This window comes from Candidatus Sulfurimonas marisnigri, from assembly GCF_015265475.1.
Classification (GTDB): Bacteria; Campylobacterota; Campylobacteria; order Campylobacterales; family Sulfurimonadaceae; genus Sulfurimonas; species Sulfurimonas marisnigri.
This window is the reverse complement of record NZ_CP054493.1, coordinates 2,361,392-2,381,837: the sequence shown is the minus strand read 5'-3', so window position 1 is coordinate 2,381,837 and position 20,446 is coordinate 2,361,392. Positions and strand designations below refer to the sequence as shown.

22 protein-coding genes are annotated in these 20,446 nt (G+C 33.3%); 12 read left to right on the top strand and 10 right to left on the bottom strand.

Features of this window, described 5'->3' with window-relative positions; translation table 11 throughout:
• Positions 1-85 precede the first annotated feature (85 nt).
• Both HUE87_RS12055 and HUE87_RS12050 read right to left on the bottom strand, forming a co-directional pair.
• Positions 86-532, bottom strand: a complete 447-nt coding sequence (locus HUE87_RS12055) for a DUF3015 family protein (protein ID WP_194366623.1) — start codon at positions 530-532, stop codon at positions 86-88.
• Between the two features lie 134 nt (positions 533-666).
• Positions 667-1,251 carry a lipid-binding SYLF domain-containing protein gene (locus HUE87_RS12050; protein ID WP_194366622.1) on the bottom strand — a complete coding sequence of 195 codons (585 nt, stop codon included), beginning with the start codon at positions 1,249-1,251 and terminating at the stop codon, positions 667-669.
• A gap of 122 nt (positions 1,252-1,373) precedes the next feature.
• Between HUE87_RS12050 and HUE87_RS12045 the strand changes: the two genes are divergently transcribed.
• The 8 genes from HUE87_RS12045 to HUE87_RS12010 are packed head-to-tail and all read left to right on the top strand — an operon-like array spanning position 1,374 to position 6,380.
• A complete protein-coding gene (locus HUE87_RS12045) occupies positions 1,374-2,012 on the top strand; it encodes a DUF3313 family protein (RefSeq protein WP_194366621.1) in 639 nt (212 codons plus the stop codon).
• A gap of 3 nt (positions 2,013-2,015) precedes the next feature.
• Positions 2,016-2,762, top strand: coding sequence for a metallophosphoesterase (locus HUE87_RS12040; RefSeq protein WP_194366620.1), 747 nt, complete (start codon positions 2,016-2,018; stop codon positions 2,760-2,762).
• A gap of 41 nt (positions 2,763-2,803) precedes the next feature.
• Complete coding sequence (locus HUE87_RS12035) at positions 2,804-3,274, top strand: hypothetical protein (protein ID WP_194366619.1); 471 nt, start codon at positions 2,804-2,806, stop codon at positions 3,272-3,274.
• A complete protein-coding gene (locus HUE87_RS12030; RefSeq protein WP_268246171.1) occupies positions 3,271-4,344 on the top strand; it encodes an ABC transporter permease in 1,074 nt (357 codons plus the stop codon). Before HUE87_RS12035 ends, HUE87_RS12030 begins: the two co-directional genes overlap by 4 nt.
• Positions 4,341-4,964 carry an ABC transporter ATP-binding protein gene (locus HUE87_RS12025; RefSeq protein WP_194366617.1) on the top strand — a complete coding sequence of 208 codons (624 nt, stop codon included), beginning with the start codon at positions 4,341-4,343 and terminating at the stop codon, positions 4,962-4,964. Before HUE87_RS12030 ends, HUE87_RS12025 begins: the two co-directional genes overlap by 4 nt.
• Entirely contained in the window at positions 4,948-5,208 is a 261-nt protein-coding gene (locus tag HUE87_RS12020; protein WP_194366616.1) for a hypothetical protein, read from the top strand. The genes HUE87_RS12025 and HUE87_RS12020 overlap by 17 nt, the downstream gene beginning before the upstream one ends.
• On the top strand, positions 5,205-6,113 hold the full coding sequence (locus HUE87_RS12015; protein WP_194366615.1) for a hypothetical protein: 909 nt from the start codon (positions 5,205-5,207) through the stop codon (positions 6,111-6,113). Before HUE87_RS12020 ends, HUE87_RS12015 begins: the two co-directional genes overlap by 4 nt.
• Positions 6,114-6,122: 9 nt before the next feature.
• Complete coding sequence (locus HUE87_RS12010) at positions 6,123-6,380, top strand: hypothetical protein (protein WP_194366614.1); 258 nt, start codon at positions 6,123-6,125, stop codon at positions 6,378-6,380.
• A 275-nt stretch (positions 6,381-6,655) separates the two neighbouring features.
• Here the strand turns inward: HUE87_RS12010 and HUE87_RS12005 are convergent, their stop codons facing one another.
• From HUE87_RS12005 to topA, 5 genes are all read right to left on the bottom strand, one after another.
• Positions 6,656-7,036, bottom strand: a complete 381-nt coding sequence (locus HUE87_RS12005; RefSeq protein ID WP_194366613.1) for an AMMECR1 domain-containing protein — start codon at positions 7,034-7,036, stop codon at positions 6,656-6,658.
• On the bottom strand, positions 7,036-8,190 hold the full coding sequence (locus HUE87_RS12000; RefSeq protein WP_194366612.1) for a cation:proton antiporter: 1,155 nt from the start codon (positions 8,188-8,190) through the stop codon (positions 7,036-7,038). Before HUE87_RS12000 ends, HUE87_RS12005 begins: the two co-directional genes overlap by 1 nt.
• A gap of 96 nt (positions 8,191-8,286) precedes the next feature.
• Positions 8,287-9,165 (bottom strand): biotin synthase, encoded by an 879-nt coding sequence (locus tag HUE87_RS11995; protein WP_229855287.1) that lies wholly within the window; start codon positions 9,163-9,165, stop codon positions 8,287-8,289.
• Entirely contained in the window at positions 9,125-9,649 is a 525-nt protein-coding gene (locus HUE87_RS11990) for a metallophosphoesterase family protein (protein ID WP_194366611.1), read from the bottom strand. Before HUE87_RS11990 ends, HUE87_RS11995 begins: the two co-directional genes overlap by 41 nt.
• A gap of 3 nt (positions 9,650-9,652) precedes the next feature.
• Positions 9,653-11,893 (bottom strand): type I DNA topoisomerase, encoded by a 2,241-nt coding sequence (gene topA / locus HUE87_RS11985; protein ID WP_194366610.1) that lies wholly within the window; start codon positions 11,891-11,893, stop codon positions 9,653-9,655.
• A 200-nt stretch (positions 11,894-12,093) separates the two neighbouring features.
• Here topA and HUE87_RS11980 point away from each other — a divergent pair, with 200 nt between their 5' ends.
• From HUE87_RS11980 to HUE87_RS11965, 4 genes are all read left to right on the top strand, one after another.
• The gene (locus tag HUE87_RS11980; protein WP_194366609.1) at positions 12,094-12,894 is read left to right on the top strand and encodes a flagellin N-terminal helical domain-containing protein; all 801 of its coding nucleotides are present in this window, start codon (positions 12,094-12,096) and stop codon (positions 12,892-12,894) included.
• A gap of 156 nt (positions 12,895-13,050) precedes the next feature.
• The gene (locus HUE87_RS11975; RefSeq protein ID WP_194366608.1) at positions 13,051-13,851 is read left to right on the top strand and encodes a flagellin N-terminal helical domain-containing protein; all 801 of its coding nucleotides are present in this window, start codon (positions 13,051-13,053) and stop codon (positions 13,849-13,851) included.
• A gap of 202 nt (positions 13,852-14,053) precedes the next feature.
• Complete coding sequence (locus HUE87_RS11970; RefSeq protein ID WP_194366607.1) at positions 14,054-14,854, top strand: flagellin N-terminal helical domain-containing protein; 801 nt, start codon at positions 14,054-14,056, stop codon at positions 14,852-14,854.
• 183 nt (positions 14,855-15,037) lie between these two features.
• Positions 15,038-15,838 carry a flagellin N-terminal helical domain-containing protein gene (locus HUE87_RS11965; RefSeq protein WP_194366606.1) on the top strand — a complete coding sequence of 267 codons (801 nt, stop codon included), beginning with the start codon at positions 15,038-15,040 and terminating at the stop codon, positions 15,836-15,838.
• On the opposite strand, the gene HUE87_RS11960 is transcribed toward HUE87_RS11965, so the two are convergent.
• Genes HUE87_RS11960 through HUE87_RS11950 form a run of 3 tightly spaced genes read right to left on the bottom strand, consistent with a single transcriptional unit; the run spans position 15,839 to position 20,444 of the window.
• Positions 15,839-17,836 carry a motility associated factor glycosyltransferase family protein gene (locus tag HUE87_RS11960; RefSeq protein WP_194366605.1) on the bottom strand — a complete coding sequence of 666 codons (1,998 nt, stop codon included), beginning with the start codon at positions 17,834-17,836 and terminating at the stop codon, positions 15,839-15,841. It abuts the gene before it with no gap.
• A complete protein-coding gene (locus tag HUE87_RS11955; protein WP_194366604.1) occupies positions 17,817-19,793 on the bottom strand; it encodes a 6-hydroxymethylpterin diphosphokinase MptE-like protein in 1,977 nt (658 codons plus the stop codon). Before HUE87_RS11955 ends, HUE87_RS11960 begins: the two co-directional genes overlap by 20 nt.
• A complete protein-coding gene (locus tag HUE87_RS11950) occupies positions 19,794-20,444 on the bottom strand; it encodes a class I SAM-dependent methyltransferase (RefSeq protein ID WP_194366603.1) in 651 nt (216 codons plus the stop codon).
• Positions 20,445-20,446: the final 2 nt, after the last annotated feature.

Genomic DNA, 20,446 nt, shown 5'->3' with positions numbered 1-20,446 from the left:
TAAGTCTATATAAGATGAAAATTCCTGATTTGGTGTAAGAGCTTAGAGGTTAACTAAACGAGCCTGCTCGCTTAGTTAATTACTACTATAAAGAAGCAGTAGAGATGTTGTCTAGTACATCAGCCATTTTAGCATTTTTACTAGTATAAATGCTACTATAATTTTTTTGAAGTGAAGCAGAGAAAGTCGCTTTATCTGAAATATTTAAAAGTTCAGCTAAAGTGTCAATAGACTCACCATGACCCATAGCTATCTCTTTTGCAAGTTGATCCATATTTGAAGCAACAAACTGCTCAGCTTGCTCATTCATAACGAATTGAGTTTTTTCACAACCGAGAGTACCTGAAGTGATACCAAAAGTTTGATTACCAGAAGTTCCGTTTGTTGTAGCTTGAAGTGCCAACAAAATTGCTGTAGAGTCATCTTTGATTATCATTGAACCAAGACCACAACCTGTTTGAGAATTAACACCAGCCATTGCTGATGAACTTAAAGCTATCACTGCCGCTATACTTACTAATATTTTTTTCATTTAACATTCCTTAAAATTTAGATTGAAGCATTGTAGAGTTTATTGGCTTAAAAAAAAATTATAATAAATCACTATAAAACAAATTATAATAATATATTTAGTAAAATATAACTGCTTGATAATGCTCTATTTATTTAGTTAAGATCTGCGTCTTTCCAATATTTTGTACCTTGTACTGTTGCTTGAATAGCAAGACCGTTTTGAGTTAACTTGTATAGCCTAACTCCTGGAGCAACTGTGATTGCAGCATTTACAGCTCCCCCCTCTTTTCCAACTTTAGCGGCTGCATCGGCTTGCGCGTTAGCTTCCCAGCCTGAGTTTACAAATGAATCAAAGGCTTTTTTGTTTTCAAATAAAAATACAGCTCTAAAATCTTTAACTCCAAGTCCGAGTCCAACTCCTCCAGAAGCCATATTCATATATGTTGTCCATCCGGTTCTGTTGTTACGCGCCATTCCTTTTCCGCCCTCTACGGAAAATAAAATTATATTTACCCCAACATTTGTAAATGTAGCGTATCCGTAAGATCTTAAAATCATATTTCTAGCTTCAGGTGCATACTTATAAAGTAGTTGAAGCGTTTCATTGTTTACTTTATGGCGCTCTATTCTCTCCTGCCTGTTATCCTCTTTTATCTCTTTATCGCTTTTACCTGACCAAAAACCTGAGAGAATAAATGCAGCGAGCAATAAACTAATAAGTATTTTTAAATGTTTCATTATAATGCCTAATATTAATATCATTAATGATAGCATAATATATTAAATTATCTATTTGAATTAACTAGGGTAGAGTGGTTTTAGTATAAAATGTTATTATTCTAAAATATGAAGGATTAAATTTGAGATTACAAACTTCAGCAATAAGCATAATCATTGGTGTTGTATTTTTCATGAGTGGGTGTTCAAGTAGAACTGTACAGGTAAAAAATAGCGGTTTTTTCGAAGACTACACAAAACTAGATAATGCTAAGTCAAATAAAGCCGATTTATCAAAATACAAAAATATTATTGTAGCTCCTGTTTTGGTTATATCTTCTATTTCTGAAGATAAGCAAACTATCTCGCAAAAAAAATTATATAAAGAGATTTCTGAGTATTTAACATCAGCATATAAAAAAGAGATTGAAAATAGTAAAAAATTCAAATTGACAGAGATAAAATCAGTAGATACGCTAAAGCTAGAGAGTGCTGTTTCTGCCGTTGAAGTACATTTTGATGATAACAAATGGGATGATTTCACTCCTATAGCAATGGGGGTAAATGTAGTTTCTTATAATGTATACATGGATGAAGATGTGCGGATATTGGGTGAGAGTCGTCTTGTAGATTCTAAGAATGGTGAAGTTTTACGCAGTATCAGAAAAATACAAGAGGGTGAGAAGATTATTATTAAGAACAATAGTTTAGAGTTTAATGATATCAAACAAGCAATAGATAGCTGGTTCGTACAAGTAAGAGAAGACCTGAACAGATACTAAATTATGTCTTTGCAAACTGGGTGGAACCATTTTCCTTTTGAAGAGATTAGCTTAGCACCACAAAATTTCTCTTATTCCCTTAAGGGTCTTCGCATTGTTCAGCTCTCAGACCTTCACCTCATAAAAGATATTGATATTAACTATCTCGAAACATTAGTTGCTAAAATCAATGGCTTAAATCCAGATTTTGTGGTTATTACAGGTGATATTCTTCAAACTTCAGCGACTAAACTTCATAAGCATTTTAGAGCTTTTAAAGTACTAGCGGCACCGGCATATTATGTAACAGGGAATCATGATATTGTTTATGGTCCTAAGCCTTTAAGAGATATGTTTTTTGATAATGGAGTTATATGTTTAGATAACAAAATTGAAACACTTACTATAAAAGGGGCACCTCTACAACTTGTTGGTTTGAGTGACAGATATAGCTTTGCACGAGGAATAAAGCGACCAATTAAAGAGCTTTTTACAAAAATTGACCCAAATATCTCAACAATACTCCTTGCACACCAACCAAAAGATATTCTACATGTAGATAAGTTCCGCATAGATATTCAGTTAAGCGGACATACACATGGAGAGCAGATTTACCCATTTAATATTATCGTGAAATACTTTCAGCCATATTTTTCAGGCTTGTATAGCAGAAATAAAACACTTTTGTATGTTACAAGAGGGTTGGAATATTGGGGCCCAAAGGTTAGATACAGAGTTCCAAGTGAGATTCCTGTTTTTACAATCAATTAGTATTTAAAGAGTATAATTCTTCACTAAATCAAGGAAAAAATATGAATAAATTTTTATTAATATTAAGCATTATTGCAACTATTTTAGCTGCAAGTCCAATTGAAGTTGGTTCTGCTCTTGGTGAACTTAATGGTTTTAAATATGAAACTCCGCAAGGACGCGAAATAAGAGTTCCTAAAAAACCAAAGCTTGTTATTGTCGCTTTTGAAAAAGATACAGGAGCTCTGGTAAACGAGTACCTAGATACTCAAGATGCATTTTATCTGCAAATGAATCGCTCTATCTTTATAGCCGATATAAATAAAATGCCGACATTAATTACAAATATGTTTGCTCTGCCAAAGCTTAGAAAATACAAACACCTTATATATCTGCACTATAATGATAAACTTGGAACTGCTGTTCCAAACAAAGAAGCAAAAATAACACTACTAAGAATAGAAGATGGAAAAATCAAAAACATCTCTTATATCTCCACAAAAGAAGAACTGAAATCGGCTATTGAGCAGTGATTTCATTAAAAGCTTTAAGCAAAAACCGCTTTAAAAGTTTACTTATATTTTCATCTATTACCATAGCGGTAATGGCAATTTTTTTAATCACTTCTGTCTCTCAGGGGATAATCGGAATGTTCTCTACCATGATTAAAACAGATGGTGATATTATAATTACTCAAAAAGGCATCTCTGATACTTTCTTCTCCAATGTAAATATTACACTTCTGGATAAAATAAACAAAAGGCAGAGTGTTAAGTCAAGCTATGCGATGATTGTTGGAGCCTCTCCCGTTGGGCATATTCCAATAGCTGGAATATATGGGACAACGAAAAATCATTTTGGGCACTACAAACTCTCCAAAGGTAAATATCCGCAGAGTGGAGAGGTTATGTTAGGCGGAAACATAGCTAAACAGTTCACCACTCCGAGTGTCAAAATTGGAAATAAGCGCTTTATAGTTTCTGGTACATACAATAGTGATGTTGGTTTTGAAGAGGGCGGATTAGTCATGAATATAGAGGACGCGGGTGAGCTTTTTAACCGCTCAGCCTCATACCTTATAGTCTCCTCCTCCTCTCCTGACAAAATAGATGAAATTTTAAAGAGTGTCTCTGTATTAGATAGTGATGTAGAGGTTAAAACAACAAAAAGTTTTATCAAAGAGTATAATCAATTCAAAATTATAGAAAACTCATCTTTTGTTATATCTACTCTTGCCTTTACTATGGGTTTGATGGGTATTGCATCTGTTATGAGTATGATAGTAAACTCCCGCAAAGAGGAGTTTGGAATTATGCGTGCTATTGGAAAAAGTAGACTTTTTATAATCAAAAATCTCTTTTTTGAGACAATTATCATGAGTATGTCAGCTTATATATTTGCTCTTATTTTTAGTTTGATTATTTTAGAGATTATTCCACATATAGAGATGCTTCAAGGCTATGTGAATGGGTCACTTTCAATTTCAACCGCATTGTATGTATTGGTCTCAACACTATTTATGGCTCTTATTGGTTCACTGATTCCAGCGTGGATAGCTTCTAAAACAGACCCAATACTTCTGATAAATCAGGGGTGCTCATGATAAAAACATCTAATATTTCACATTTTTATGGAAAAGAGCAAGTACTCTATGATATCTCATTTGATATAAAAGATGGTGAGTTTGTCTTTTTAAGTGGAGACAGTGGAAGCGGAAAATCAACTCTACTCTCTATCCTCTCAACCTTATTAAAGCCATCAAGTGGTGAGTTTTTAATAGATAACTTTCATATGGAGGAGATTTCAAATATAGACAAGTTTCGTCAAAATAAGATAGGTTTTGTTTTTCAATTTCACTACCTTATAAACTATCTTAGTGTTTATGAGAATATTGCACTAGCAGCCATGGATGAGAAAAAGAAAAACATTAGCATGTTACTAGAACAGCTCGGAATTTTGGAGTTGGCAAAACGTTATCCAAATGAGATTTCAGGTGGGCAAAGACAGAGGGTTGCTTTGGCTCGCGCACTTATAAATGAGCCAAAAATAATCTTTGCAGATGAGCCTACAGGGAGTTTGGACTCCAAAAATAGTACAATTGTGTATGAACTTTTAGCAAAGTGTGTAAAAAATGGGACAACAGTCGTTGTAGCTTCTCATGACATGCGAGTTGGGGAGTATGCAACTAAAACATTAAGGATGGTAGATGGAAAACTTCAATAAATTAATTCACTCCGTTGTTCCGGTGTGGGCTTTTATATTTTTAGCTTCTGTCTTAGTTGGAGCTATATATGCTGCTCAGATTGTAGGATTTAGTCTGCTTGATGACACTCTTCTTAATGCTGCAACAACTCGTTCACTTCATATAACACTAATGCTTTACGGTCCAATTATTCTTGGTCTCTTAGTAGGTTTTTATGATGTCTCATTTGCCCTAATTTATCTACTGTTTAGGAGTCGCTTATGATTACTTCATTAGCACTCTCTCTTCTTCTGGGGTTTGAACTTAGTTACTATCTTTTAATTGTTCAAACAGGGGTAGTAGCGTATTATAACTCTGATTTGATCATACTGTTTCCTATGTTTGTTGGTGGAATTTTTGGGACAATCCTTAGTGGCAGGTCTTGGGGTAAAATAGACAATCCAATATACAAAATTATGATTGCTTTAGCGCTTCAGCTACTGCTTTCGCTCACCTATCCAGAATATAATATCTTTACTCTTGGTCTACTAGGACTGGCTGTTGGGCTTATGGCTCCTTTGGGAATTTATCTGTTTAAAGTAAAGCAGAGCAACCAACTTCTTCTTGCTCTGGCTATAGCTTACATTTCCGGTACGTACTTTTATACATCCGATGTAGACGGTAGACTGTTGTTGGCAATTATTTTCTCTTTTGTTGCTCTTATTAGTGCAATTTTGCTTAAAAATTACAAAGTTGATACAGACGCAAAGCTTCTCTCCTTGTCGTTTGTTTCTTACGCTCCTTTGATATTATGGATACTTTTAGATTCTACTTTGTTTGAGACTCTCTCTAGGCATAATGAGTTGGATATTTGGTCTAACCATACACTTATGATTGGAATATTTCATGTAGTTGGCTTATTGGCTGCATACCTTATAACTGTTACAAAGAAAAAACAGCATATTATTATTGCTGTGCTGTTTTTTGGAAGTTATTCTCTCTTTTATTTAAAGATGCCTCTTATGCTTGCCATGCTTTACCCTTTTACAATTTCGTACTATAATGTTACAGTTTTTAGAGCATTAAGCAAAGAGATGAGTCTCCCTAAACTTGCTTTTATTATGGTGTTTGTTGGCTGGATAGCCTCTGGTTTGGGTTTATCGTTAGCGCTTTTTAGACTTTTATATTAAGGATTAATAATGAAAAATTTACTAATAGTGTTGCTGCTAAGTTTGCCTCTGCTCGCAATGGATTTAAAACTAAAAGAGGGTTCTGTTGTAGCACATACAGAGATGCTGATGGATAGTGAGATTAATCCGACTAATAACTCTTTAAAAGCTGAGTTAAGCATACAAAACAGTGATATTACAACCATAAAGGGAAAGTTCTGGGTTGATATGATTGGTTTTATTAGTAGTAAAACAGATAGAGATGAGAGTATGTATAAAGAAATTTAAGCCGACAAGTTCAAAGATGCTACCTACACTATTTCAGAAATCACAAAAAAAGAGGCAAAAGATTCTTACACTATAAATGGAACACTAAGCTTTCACGGCCAAGAGAAACTACTAAGTGCAAACGCAGAGATAATAGTTGAAAATGGTAGCTTAGTTATAAACGCTTAAGCAATGATACTTGTTAGCGACTTTGGTATTGATATGCCGTGTATGGTCTTTATGTGCGCAAGAGATCAGGTTGACCTTGCAATAAAAGCTTATTTTTAACCTGATAATTAAATATCTTTTCCAAGCGAATAGGAGGTTGTTTTAAGGATAGACGGGTCTTTTTCGCTTATAACCCCCTCTGGAGTTGTGAGCAGTATTTCTAACTCACAATTTAAATACTCAGAAGTTGAAATTGGAGAAAAACTTTTATCTTCAAATGCAGATATTTTTGCATTTCTTATTATATCTTCAAGAAGTGTGAAAGATGGAATCTTTGTTTGTGAGCTTCCTCTAAGTTTGTTGTCAAGGTAGATATTTACTGTGGTGGCTACCATCTGGTCTAAAAGTGGGTGTTTACGTAAAAGAGCTGCTTTGTTTATTGTTCTTTTTGCTTCAAGTACCTCTTGTATAGAGTCACGAGCAAGTTGCAGTAAAATAGAACGTGACATCACAACCCCTTCGCAAGTTTATAGTTATTGACAAGTTTAATAACAATCATAACAGCAATTACCTGAAAAAGAGAAGCTAAAATAAAAGCATAGTAGTGAAGCTCATCTATACTGTTTGCATTATACGCAAGGGTCGCCATTGCAATAAGAAGAGTAAGTGGCATAGAGTGTGACAGTCCAGTAAGTACAGAATCAGCAAGTCCTAACTCTTTTATAAAAACAAGAGAAGCTATAACTCTCATAACAATCATAGCCAAAGCTATAATAACAGCTTTTGAAATGAGACCTTCAATAATTAAAGCATCAAGATGAAAAGAACTTCCAATATGGATAAAAAATATAGGAATTAAAAATCCAAAACCATATGAGGCAAGCTTTTCAGGTAGTTCATGTTTATGTTCAAAGAATGTGGGAATAAATATTCCAGCCAAAAATGCTCCAAAGGCAAGTTCAAGGTTCAAATATAGCATAGCACCAACAAGAAGGAAAAATATTCCCATGGAGAGCCTTATATCTTGCTCTTTATTGTCGTTAAGTGGCATCAAAGAGGTGGAGACCTCTGGAAACCACCAAAAAAGTAGTTCCATTGCTCGAAATAGTAAAAACATAAAAAGTAAAAATATTAAAAGAGCAAAAATTGTTTTAATAAGTCCCAAGCTAAAGCCAGACTGCAGTGCGGCTGAGGTGAGCGTTAAAAGACCAATACTTACAACTTCACCTATACCACCGGCAGTCATTGAGAGAGTAAGCCAAGGCGTTTTTCCGTACTCTTTTGAAAGGGTTGCCACTAATCCAACTGATATTAGCGGTAGAAGTACCATGAAAATTTTCCCTAAATCTAAGTATAGAGATATAGATATAGAAAAAGTATATAAAATTATAAGGTAAAGAGTGACCTTTTTCATTATACTTGCCGGTGTTTTTAAAGTATTTTTTAGATTAATCTCTGTTCCAGCTATAAACATCAGGTATAAAAATCCTAGCTCCGCAACTATCTCAAAAAGATGTTCATTATGTAAAAAACCAATATAGCCAAAAATAGAACCTAAGATAATCTCTATAGGTGTGGTGGGAAGTTTTAGAAGTCTAGCAAAGAATGGAGAGAATATAATAATAATTGAGATAGTTACTATTAGTACAACATTATCAGACATACATATTCCTTACGGTATTGGAAGCAATCCTGCTACCTACGCTAGCGCTTGGTTCTCTTCGGCAGAGAACCCACGACACTAGTCTCTTTTTATTTTTTATTTTACTGATTTTGCAACTTTTAACCTTAGGTATTCTAGCATATCTAAATCTTTGCTTACTACTCTTCCGCTTGTCGTAAGATAGTTTCCTATAACAATTGAGTTCGCACCATAGTTAAAAATTTCCTCTTGTCTATCGCCAAACATAAGTTCCCTGCCACCTGCAACCATTATTCGCTGGGCATTTGGAATTGCCTCACGTGTTAGTTTTATAAGGTTTAATGCTTCATCAGCAGTTAGAGAGTTTGGTTGTAGCTCCAGAGCTTCATTATGGTGGTAAAAGTTTATAGGGACAGAAGTTGGATTTAGAGAATTTAGTGACTCTAGCATTGACACTCTATCTTCCTCTGTTTCACCAAGACCATAAATACCACCAGTAATAAGAACTAAACCAGCCTCATTTACATTTTTACATGTAGAGTACCTCTCATCCCATGAATGAGTTGTACATATTTGTGGATAAAACTCTTTTGATGTTTCAAGATTATGGTTGTATGCTTTAATTCCAGATGCTTTAAGGGTTAAAAGTTGCTCTACGCTTGCTGTGCCGTTACATGCAATTAGCCTTAGTTCAGGAACCTCTTCTGTCAGGATTTTGGCAATAGAGCAGACAAAATCAAGAGTTTTATTATTTAGACCTTTATCTGCTGTAACCAAACAAAAACCTAAGGCTCCGCCATCTCTGGCATTTTTAGCCTCTTTTAAAATATCTTCTATATTTTTTTGTTTGTATCTATCAATATCTGCTTTATATCGTACGCTTTGAGAGCAAAACTTGCAATCTTCGTTACATGTGCCACTATTTATATTGCAAATAGAGCATAAAAATATCTCGTTATTCATTGTGTTCTCGTTTATATTTAAATTGCTTTTGATTAATATTGTCACTATTGTTTGCTTTTGTGTAATGAGTGACAAAAAATTCTCTTTTACTCACTTCAAGCATCGCCCATTCAGATATAGATTTGCTTCTTGCACACACTTCACCTGAATTTAAAAATAGAGTATTACCTTTGAAATCGCTATCAAATGTATGTGTGTGGCCAAATATTACAACATCAGCATCCGGTGACATGTAAAAAGGCAGGTGCATTAGTTTAAATTTCGTATTTGCGATTTTGAAGAAATAAGGCTCTTGAACAAGATTGAAGTCACCATGGTACTGTGCTAAATGTGCATCATTGTTTCCGTAAACTGCTACATATTTCAGACCACAATCACGAAGAAGTTCAAGAGTTTCAAGTTCCACTATATCACCTGCATGAACAATAAACTCAGCACCATCCCTCACTAAAATGTTAAGAGCCTTCTCGGCCTTCTTAACTTTAGAGTGAGTGTCTGAAATGATACCTATTTTCATAATCTATTCTTTACTCTCTTCTTTCGTTTCTTCTTCTCTTGGTGTTCTAGCTTTACATTTAACACACTCATAAACTTCTTTTTTTCTATAAGTTCTTTCAGCTAAGAGACCATTACACCCTTTTTCTTCACATTTTATTTTTGTTGGTTCGAATTTGGATATAAATTTACAATCAGGATAATTCTCACATCCCCAAAAAGGACCACGACGAGAATTTTTAAGACTTATTTTACCACCACAGTCAGGGCAAGGAGTTTCAGAAGTTTTTTCTTCAACACTTATACTCTTAGTATTTTTACAATCAGGATAATCACTACATGCTAAAAATTGGCCATTTCTACCATTTTTCACAATCATATCTTTGCCACATTTTTCACACTTTACATCACTAGTCTCAACTACTACTTCTACTTTATTTCCATCTGCATCAACTTGCTCCGTGTATTTACATGCAGGAAAGCCGCTACATGCAACAAAATTTCCGAATCTACCAGATCGAAGAAGTAACTCTTCGCCACATTTAGGACAAGCTCTGCCAAGAGGCTTAGCAAGTTTTAAAGAAACAATCTTCTCTTTACCTTCAGCCACCTGTTCCATAAAAGGAAAGTAAAATTCACTTAAAAGTTCTTGCCAGTTGCTATTTCCCTCTGCAACTTCATCAAGTTTCTCCTCCATGTTGGCTGTAAAAGAGATGTCAACTATGTTAGCAAAGTTTTTCTCCAGCATATCAGTTACAGTAAATGCAATCTCAGTTGGAATAATTTGTTTTTTCTCAATAGTTACATAAGTACGACCACTAAGTGTCGCAATAGTTGGAGCATAGGTAGAAGGACGTCCTACACCTTCACTCTCTAGTTTTTTAATTAGTGCAGCCTCAGAATACCTTGCCGGTGGCTCAGTGAAATGTTGCTCAGGCTTGATACTTTGTATATCAGCTTTATCACCCTCTACTAATGTTGGAAGAAGTTTATCTTTATCTTCAGCTCCAGTTAGTGCATAAAAGCCATCAAAAGTAAGTTTTCTACCACTTGCTCTATATTCACTCTCTTTACCAGTAAAAATTATACTTTGTTGCTCAAATACAGCATCTTCCATTTGGCAAGACATAAATCTCTCATAAATTAGACGGTAAAGTTTAATCTCATCAGCTTTTAAAAATGATGACGCAACCTCTGGAGTAAACTGTAGCATTGTCGGACGGATAGCTTCGTGAGCCTCTTGAGCACCTTTAGATTTTTTGTTATAAACCTTTGGCTCTTTTGGCAGGTATTTTGCACCAAATCTACTCTCTATTACACCACGAACACCAGTTACAGCTTCATGGGCAAGGTTTAATGAGTCTGTTCTCATATATGTAATAACACCAGAAGTTCCACTAGGAGTTTTTACACCCTCGTAAAGTGCCTGTGCTACCATCATAGTCTTTTTAGGAGTAAATCCTAATTTAGATGAAGCAGTTTGTTGTAGAGTTGAAGTCATAAATGGTGGTGGGGTTTTGCTATTTCTTGTTTTAGTCTCTATTTTAGAGATTGTAAAACTATCTGCTTTAACACTTTTCTCTATAGCCTCTGCATCATCTTTGTCCTCTATAGACATTTTTGATAATTTAACACCCATATGTGTTGTAAGAGTTGCTTCAATGTCTTTTTTAAACAGCGTATCTATAGTCCAGTATTCAACTGGGATAAATGCTTTTATCTCCCTTTCACGGTCAACTACAAGTTTAAGGGTTGAAGATTGAACACGACCACCTGAAAGACCTTTTTGAATTTTTGAAGCTAGTAGAGGCGATAGTTTATAACCAACAACACGGTCAAGCATACGACGAGCTTGTTGTGCATTTACCATATCCATATCTATCTTACGAGCATTTTCAAGTGCATGTTTTATCGCAGTCTCTGTAATTTCATGAAAAACTATACGAGGAAGTTCCTCAGGATCTTTTTTTATAGCATGGGCAATATGCCATCCTATAGCCTCACCCTCACGATCCTCATCGGTCGCGATATATATCGTATCAGCTTTCTTTGCAAGCGCTTTAATCTCTTTTACAATGGCAGAGTTCTCTTTTGCAACACTGTAGGCCGGTACAAGATGTTGAGTCTCTTCTTCTACGGTTATTCCAAAGCGAGACTTAGGTAAATCTCGTATATGTCCTTTGGATGCGATAACCTCATACTCCTTGCCAAGGAAGTTTTTGATAGTTTTAGCTTTAGCTGGTGATTCGACGATAATTAAGTTCAAATAGTTTTCCTATATATAGTATAGTTGTTTTAATTTCGAAAGTGTATCGAAAAAAGATTAAATAAGTAAAATGATAAAAAGTTTACAAATTTACTAAAGTTATTTTTTTTAGTGTCGATATGTAGACTGTAAGATAAAAAATCGGCAAGGATGCTGAAAATCAACCAGAGCGAAAGGCTCTTACCCAAAAAGGATTTATTATGGGATTTAGAATAAACACAAACATAGGTGCTATGAACGCACACAGAAACGCTTCAATGAACAATGTTGGACTTGATAAAAGTCTTAATTCACTAAGTTCAGGTCTTAGAATCAATCGTGCTGCAGATGATGCATCTGGTTTGGCAATTGCAAATAAACTTTCAGCACAGTCTCAAGGTTTAGGACAAGCGATTAAAAATTCAAATGATGCTATTTCTCTTATTCAAACAGCAGATGGTGCAATGGATGAGCAGGTTAATATTGCTAAAAGAATTAGAGTTCTTGCAGTTCAATCAGCCAATGATACACAAGATACTGCTTCTCGTGCATTTATTACAAATGAAGTTACAGAGCTTACTACAGAATACAACCAAATATCTACAAGTACAACATTTAATGATAAAGTGCTTTTAGCTGGTTCAACACTTGCTTTTCATATCGGACATAAAGCTGGTGATACGAAAGCTGTTATTATGCCAAATGTTGCAGCATTAGTTGCACCTGTTGTGAATACAGCGGCAACTGCAGCTGCAGCGATTACTACTATGGATACTCTAATCGGTACATTAAATACTGGTAGATCAAATCTTGGTGCTACACAAAACTCATTAGAGTCAGTTGTTAGAAATATTTCTACAACACAAGTAAATGTAACAGCTGCGGAATCAAATATCCGTGATGTTGACTTTGCAGCAGAAAGTGCAAACTTTGCAAAACACAATATTTTAGCTCAATCTGGTTCTTATGCTATGAGTCAAGCTAATGCTGTTCAGCAAAATGTGCTTAGATTATTACAATAATCTAAGAAGTTAAAGCCAAGGAGTTTTTCTCTTTGGCTTTTTTAGTTAAAGATTAAAGTTATTATCTTTAGCGTTGAAGTACTCTACATGTAACCCTCAGCAAGGATGCTGAAAAATTAACCGGAGCGAAAGGCTCTTACCCAAAAAGGATTTATTATGGGATTTAGAATAAACACAAACATCGGTGCTATGAACGCACACAGAAACGCTTCAATGAACAATGTTGGACTTGATAAAAGTCTTAATTCACTAAGTTCAGGTCTTAGAATCAATCGTGCTGCAGATGATGCATCTGGTTTGGCAATTGCAAATAAACTTTCAGCACAGTCTCAAGGTTTAGGACAAGCGATTAAAAATTCAAATGATGCTGTTGCTCTTATTCAAACAGCAGATGGTGCAATGGATGAGCAAATCAATATTGCTAAAAGAATTAGAGTTCTTGCAGTTCAATCAGCTAATGATACTCAAGATGCTGCTTCTCGTGCATTTATTACAAATGAAGTTACAGAGCTTACTACAGAATACAACCAAATATCTACAAGTACAACATTTAATGATAGAGTGCTTTTAGCTGGTTCAGCTCTTAGTTTTCATATTGGACATAAAGCAACAGACTTAAAAGCTGTTACTATGCCAACTGTTGCAACACTGGCTGTTACTGATGTAACAACAGCAACTTTAGCAGCAACAGCGATTACTACTATGGATACTCTAATCGGTACATTAAATACTGGTAGATCAAATCTTGGTGCTACACAAAACTCATTAGAGTCAGTTATTAGAAATATTTCTACAACACAGGTGAATGTAACAGCTGCGGAATCAAATATCCGTGATGTTGACTTTGCGCAAGAGAGTGCAAACTTTGCAAAACACAATATTTTAGCTCAATCTGGTTCTTATGCTATGAGTCAAGCTAATGCTGTTCAACAAAACGTTCTTAGATTACTTCAGTAATCTAGGGCTCTTTCTTTAGAAAATGTGCTTAGATTATTACAATAGTATAGAAAGTTAAAGCCAAAGAGTTTTTCTCTTTGGCTTTTTTTAATTAAATATTAAAGCTATTATCTTTAGCGTCGATCTACTCTACATGTAACACCCAGCAAGGATGCTGAAAAATTAACTGGAGCGAAAGGCTCTTACCCAAAAAGGATTTATTATGGGATTTAGAATAAACACAAACATAGGTGCTATGAACGCACACAGAAATGCTTCAATGAACAATGTTGGACTTGATAAAAGTCTTAATTCACTAAGTTCAGGTCTTAGAATCAATCGTGCTGCAGATGATGCATCTGGTTTGGCAATTGCAAATAAACTTTCAGCACAGTCTCAAGGTTTAGGACAAGCGATTAAAAATTCAAATGATGCTATTTCTCTTATTCAAACAGCAGATGGTGCAATGGATGAGCAAATCAATATTGCAAAAAGAATTAGAGTTCTTGCAGTTCAATCAGCCAATGATACACAAGATACTGCTTCTCGTGCATTTATTACAAATGAAGTTACAGAGCTTACTACAGAATACAACCAAATATCTACAAGTACAACATTTAATGATAGAGTGCTTTTAGGTGGTTCAGCACTTAGTTTTCATATTGGACATAAAGCAACAGACTTAAAAGCTGTTACTATGCCACTTGTTGCAGTATTAGGTTCAACTGATGTAACTACAGCGGGAACAGCAGCTACAGCGATTACTACTATGGATACTCTAATCGGTACATTAAATACTGGTAGATCAAATCTTGGTGCTACACAAAACTCATTAGAGTCAGTTGTTAGAAATATTTCTACAACACAGGTGAATGTAACAGCTGCGGAATCAAATATCCGTGATGTTGACTTTGCGCAAGAGAGTGCAAACTTTGCAAAACACAATATTTTAGCTCAATCTGGTTCTTATGCTATGAGCCAAGCTAATGCTGTTCAGCAAAACGTGTTGAGATTGTTACAATAGTAACAATCATTAGAGCTACAAAGTAGCGAACACGTTTCTTTAGAAAATGTGCTTCGCCTACTGCTTCAGTAGATGAGTTAAGGGCGCAAGCCCCTGCGCAATTTTTATCCTTCCCCTTTAATAAATTAAATTTGGAACTAGTTTTGCTTATAATGATAAATTATCCATAAAAAAGGATTTATTATGGGCTTTAGAATTAACACGAACATAGGTGCTATGAACGCACACAGAAACGCTTCAATGAATAATGTTGGACTTGATAAAAGTCTTAATTCACTAAGTTCAGGTCTTAGAATCAATCGTGCTGCAGATGATGCATCTGGTTTGGCAATTGCAAATAAACTTTCAGCACAGTCTCAAGGTTTGGGACAAGCGGTTAAAAATTCAAATGATGCTGTTGCTCTTATTCAAACAGCAGATGGCGCAATGGAAGAGCAATTAAACATTTCAAAAAGAATTAGAGTTCTTGCCGTTCAATCAGCCAATGATACACAAGATACTGCTTCTCGTGCATTTATTACAAATGAAGTGACAGAGCTTACAGCAGAATATAATCAAATATCTACAAGTACAACATTTAATGATAAAGTGCTTTTAGGTGGTTCAACACTTGCTTTTCATATTGGACATCGAGCTGCTGATACGAAATCTGTTACTATGCCAAATATTGCGGCATTAGTTGCACCTAATGTATCTACTGCTGTTTTGTCAACTGCAGCGATTACCACTATGGATACTCTTATTGGGGTATTAAATACTGGTAGATCAACTCTTGGTGCTGTACAAAACTCATTAGAGTCAGTTGTTAGAAATATTTCTACAACACAGGTTAATGTATCGGCTGCGGAATCAAATATCCGTGATGTTGACTTTGCTCAAGAGAGTGCAACATTTGCAAAACACAACATTTTAGCTCAATCTGGTTCGTATGCTATGAGTCAAGCTAATGCTGTTCAACAAAATGTATTAAAACTACTTCAATAGTTATTGATTTTGTAAGCCATTAAAGGCATCATTGAGTTGAGAAGATATACTATGTAGTCCTTCTTGAAACATTTTGTCAAACTTTTTAATATGTCTTTTTGTGTTTTTGATATTTTTAGTATTGAAAAAGTCTTCAATAACTGCAAGGGCATATTTAAAGTATGAGTGGTATATTTTGTTTAAATCAGATATATCTTCATTGTTAGAACTTAATATTTTATTACTCAATTCTAAAAAGTTTTTTTGGTATATATCGTAGTTTGAATATGAGATATTATTAGCGTATTCATCTAAATAGACTTTTATTCTTGTTATAAAATCATGCCTATCTTTAATCTTCTTTAAATCATTATCACTTAGCTTATCTAAGCTTTGTTTGGAAAAACACTCTTTTATTGATCTACGTACTTCTTGTTTGTTAATGTCTGAAATCTCATCAATAGCAATATCAGATATGTTCATTGGATTTGCGTTTTGTATTTTAGCACCATGACTAATATTATAAATATTATTATTATTTGCGATTTTTGAAGCGAAGCTAGAGATTGTAGATATAGAAGTTTGAAAAATAGGCGTAGTGTATATAGTCTCTTGAAAATTTCCTTCTATAGGAATAAGAGTACTACTAACGTTTACATTTGTTTCTAGCTTCGTTTTATCTTGAATATCTATGCTTTGATGATCAACATGATCAGATAAATGATCGTCTCCTGTGTCTTGGTCTATAGATAAATCTAAGCCAAGTATGTAGGTGCTTTTAGCATTTAAATTTAAAGAAAATAGGTAAGTAAAAGAACCAACACAAGAGGATGAATAATTAAATTTAATTGAAAAATAACTAGCGGATGTTTCAAACATAAATATATTATTTTTATCAAATTTTGAGACTATATTATGCTTCGTTTGAGTAGAAAAAAGAAGTAATGAGTCTTTTAAAAACTCTTTAGCATCAAATCCTTCAAATAATTCAATTACAGAATCAGATCCATCAACGTGAGTTACGATATCAGGCACAATGTTGTATTTATGTAAAAATTGTAAAGTTGCACTTACTGCTATAATAATAAACTTGTTATGGTTCAATTTTAGCCACTTTATATTATTGCTTAATGATGGACCTGCAGCAAGCATTAGGATAGGCTTAGCTTGAAGAACAGGTATACTAAATGGCTTATATACATTTAAAAACCTATATTTTTTCTTTATGTATGGTAGAGCAGAGATTGAATTGTCAAGTTGAAGCTGATAAGGGAAAAAAGAAAATCCTTGGCTAGATAATATGCTGAGAATATGCTTTAATTTAACATTAGAATGAGTTTTTAGATGAAAATATTTTATTTTATAATTAAATATATAAGCATTACGAAGGAAGTTGGTAAATGTATTTGTAAAAGCATTAATATCTTCTAAAACTGAAAATGTAAGTTCTGCATTTTTTGCTAGTTCGTAATACTTACATGTAAATAGTGAAAGTTTAAAAATTTCTATATCATCTTCTATTATTAAATAGTTTGAAGCTTGAATCTTGGCATCTATGGTAGATAAATGTAAGCCTAAACCAACACCTAAAAAAATAAATTTAACAATTTTTTTCATCTCAGGGTTGTTTGTTTGATTCTCTAGATAGTAATTCATTATTGGATATATATGTTGTCTTGCTCTACGATAGTGTTCTTGAGTTGTTTTGAAAAATTCTTCAGATGTTCGAAACATCGCAAAGGATTCGATTGTATGATCTGCTTTAAAAAAATTTATATTTTTAGTAATAGATTCTGAAATTTCATTCGTTTTTTTTCCATACATATACTTTTGAGTAGAAATTTCTTTTATATCAAAGTTATTATCTATATATTCTAAGTCAAATTGTTGTTCGTAATGTTTGTTTTGTATAGCTAATTCAAAGTTTTGTAAATCTTGATGTAGTTTTGGATGAGATTCTTGTAAATATTTAATATTTTGCTGATATGTATTTATTGCCTCATCTTCTATATTTTTCATTTAGTTTCTCCCGTAATTTATTTATATAAATATCTATAATATCAGATAGGTTAGATATAAATATATCATGCAATATATTTATATGCTCTTGTCTTTTATTTAGGTCTTGATTGTTGAAAAAATCAAATATATAACTTAATATATACCTCATATATGTTTTTATAACTTTGTTTAGCTCGAACTCATTTGACTTTAAATCTTTAATATTTAATATTTCATTATATTTTTCAATGTCGTCAATTGTCTTGTAGTGTGATAGTATTTTCTTTAATTCTTGCGCATGTTGTAATTTCTTTTTTAGAGTTTTTGATTCATCTTTACTTAAAAGTTTTGAAGATGTGCTAGTGCATAAATTTAGTATATGCTCACGTGCATTTTGATTTTTTTTATCTAAATCTAGGCTTGCAGTTTCTTTTGCTGGAATTTCATCAAATTTAACCCCATCGCTAAGATTATAAATATTGGAGTTGTTTGATTTAAAATTTTTCGTGGCATGATTAATTATTATTCTAGAATCGTTAAAATAAAAAGTAGATAAAACTTTTTCTTCGAAGTTACCATCAAGCTGAATTAGGTTGTCATGGTAATTTAAAGTGAATGAGTCTGTAGTGCTTAAATTTAATGTTTTAGCATCTGTATGTAGGTCTAAATGTGTTCTACCAGTTTTTTTGTCTATTGCCAAATCAAGACCAAGGATATAAATGTTTTTTGCCTGCAGAAGAAGAAGAAGTTGATATGTTAATGAGCCAACACATGGTGCTATAGGTTTTAATGTCGAAGTTTTATATTTTGTTCCACTCTCAAAAAAGAATTTTTGCTCATCTTTAAAATGTTTACTGATATTCTCTTGAGTTCTAGCCGAAAATATACAGATGGCATCTTTAAAAAAGGATGTTGATTTTATTTGATCAAATTGCTTGTTCATTCCATCAAATGCATCTAGATTTATAATTATATCTGGAGATATATTATTCTTTTCAAGAAAAGGCAGTGTTGCTGTAACAGCTACAACTATAAAGGAGGTATGATACTTCTTAAGCCAAGATATATTCTTTTGCAATGATGGACCAGCAGCCAATAGTAAAAAGTTTTCTTTATTTAAAGTGTCGTCATTCAAAGATAGCTTTTTAGTTATAAATTTAGATGATGAAGATATATATTCCAAAGGTTTTAAATATTGTATAAGTAAAGAGTTATAGAAAAAGCCAAGGTGAGGTTGAGAAGAAACCTCTTTATGAAATAGTGATATTTTGTCTTCATTATGACTTAAAAGATGAAAATATTTAATATAGTGACCAAGTTGATAGTCTGTTTCTAAAAATTTTTGCGAGGAATTAGAATATTCAGAATTGTCTTCAAAAATAGAAAATATAAGTTTGGCACTTTGTGCTAAATCAGAGTAATTAACTGTAAACAATGATAATTTAAATAGTTCCAAATCATCTTCAACAATAAAATATACTTTTGCATTTATCTTTTCATCGGTGCTTGACATATGAAGACCAAGTCCTACACCAAAAAATATAAACTTGTCTATACGTTCGAGTTCTGAATATTCTTTAGTGTTTTGTTGTGTATAATTTATAATCGGGGCATAAGCGCTAAAGTGATGTTCAAATTTATTTTTCTTTTGAAATATATTTAGTTCATCAATAGAAAAATTCTCTCTTGAAAAACTCTCAAAAGAATTTTCGTCTTTTTTATAATTAACACTTTTGGCAGCTAGCTCAGCGTGTTTTTTTATTTCTCTATTATACAAATATATGCTTGATGAAAGCTCTAGTACATCAAAGTTATCATTTTCAATAACTAGCTCATACTTATTTTGGTAGTACCCAATATCTGTAGCAGATTCTAGGGCAGATAACTTTTCGAATACTTGAGGGTGTTTAGTTTTAAAATAATCTATGTTTTGCTGAAATGTAATTGTTGCACATTGTTCTAAGCTGGAGTGCATTTAATCTTTTCTTTGAAGAATTAGTATGCTGTCTTGATACTCTTCTTTATCATCACCATAGTCTATATTTGCTTTTATTGTTCTGTATTTATCAGTCTCAATCCAATATCTTAATAAATCATCAAAGCTGCCAATAATCTCATTGCCGTATTTTTGATTTTTTAAAAATAGTGTAGAAATAATTAAAAATCCATTTTTATTTAAAATAGTATCAATATTTTTTACAACATTATCCATGTCTTTTAATATATACCACAGTATTTGGTTTAATACTACTACATCATAAGTCTTTGGATGAATAAAGATATTAGATCCAATGTCATTTGCAAAGAATTCTATGTTTTTGAATTTTTTTGATGCTTTGCTGACGGCTACATCACTGATATCAATACCATCAAACTTAACTATTTCATTTAGGCTTGTCGTAACATAACCAAGACCACATCCAACCTCGCATCCATTTTTTATATTTTTTATATCTTTAATGCTCTCATATAAAGTTTGTCTTGAAGATTTATAGTATTTAGACAATATAGAGTCTTCATCATTCGATTGCTCCCAAGGATTTTGTTCACTTTTATATAAACCATTAAAATCACCGACAAACTCAATTGTATCACCATCTTTTTTAAAAATAAATTCTTTTGACATGT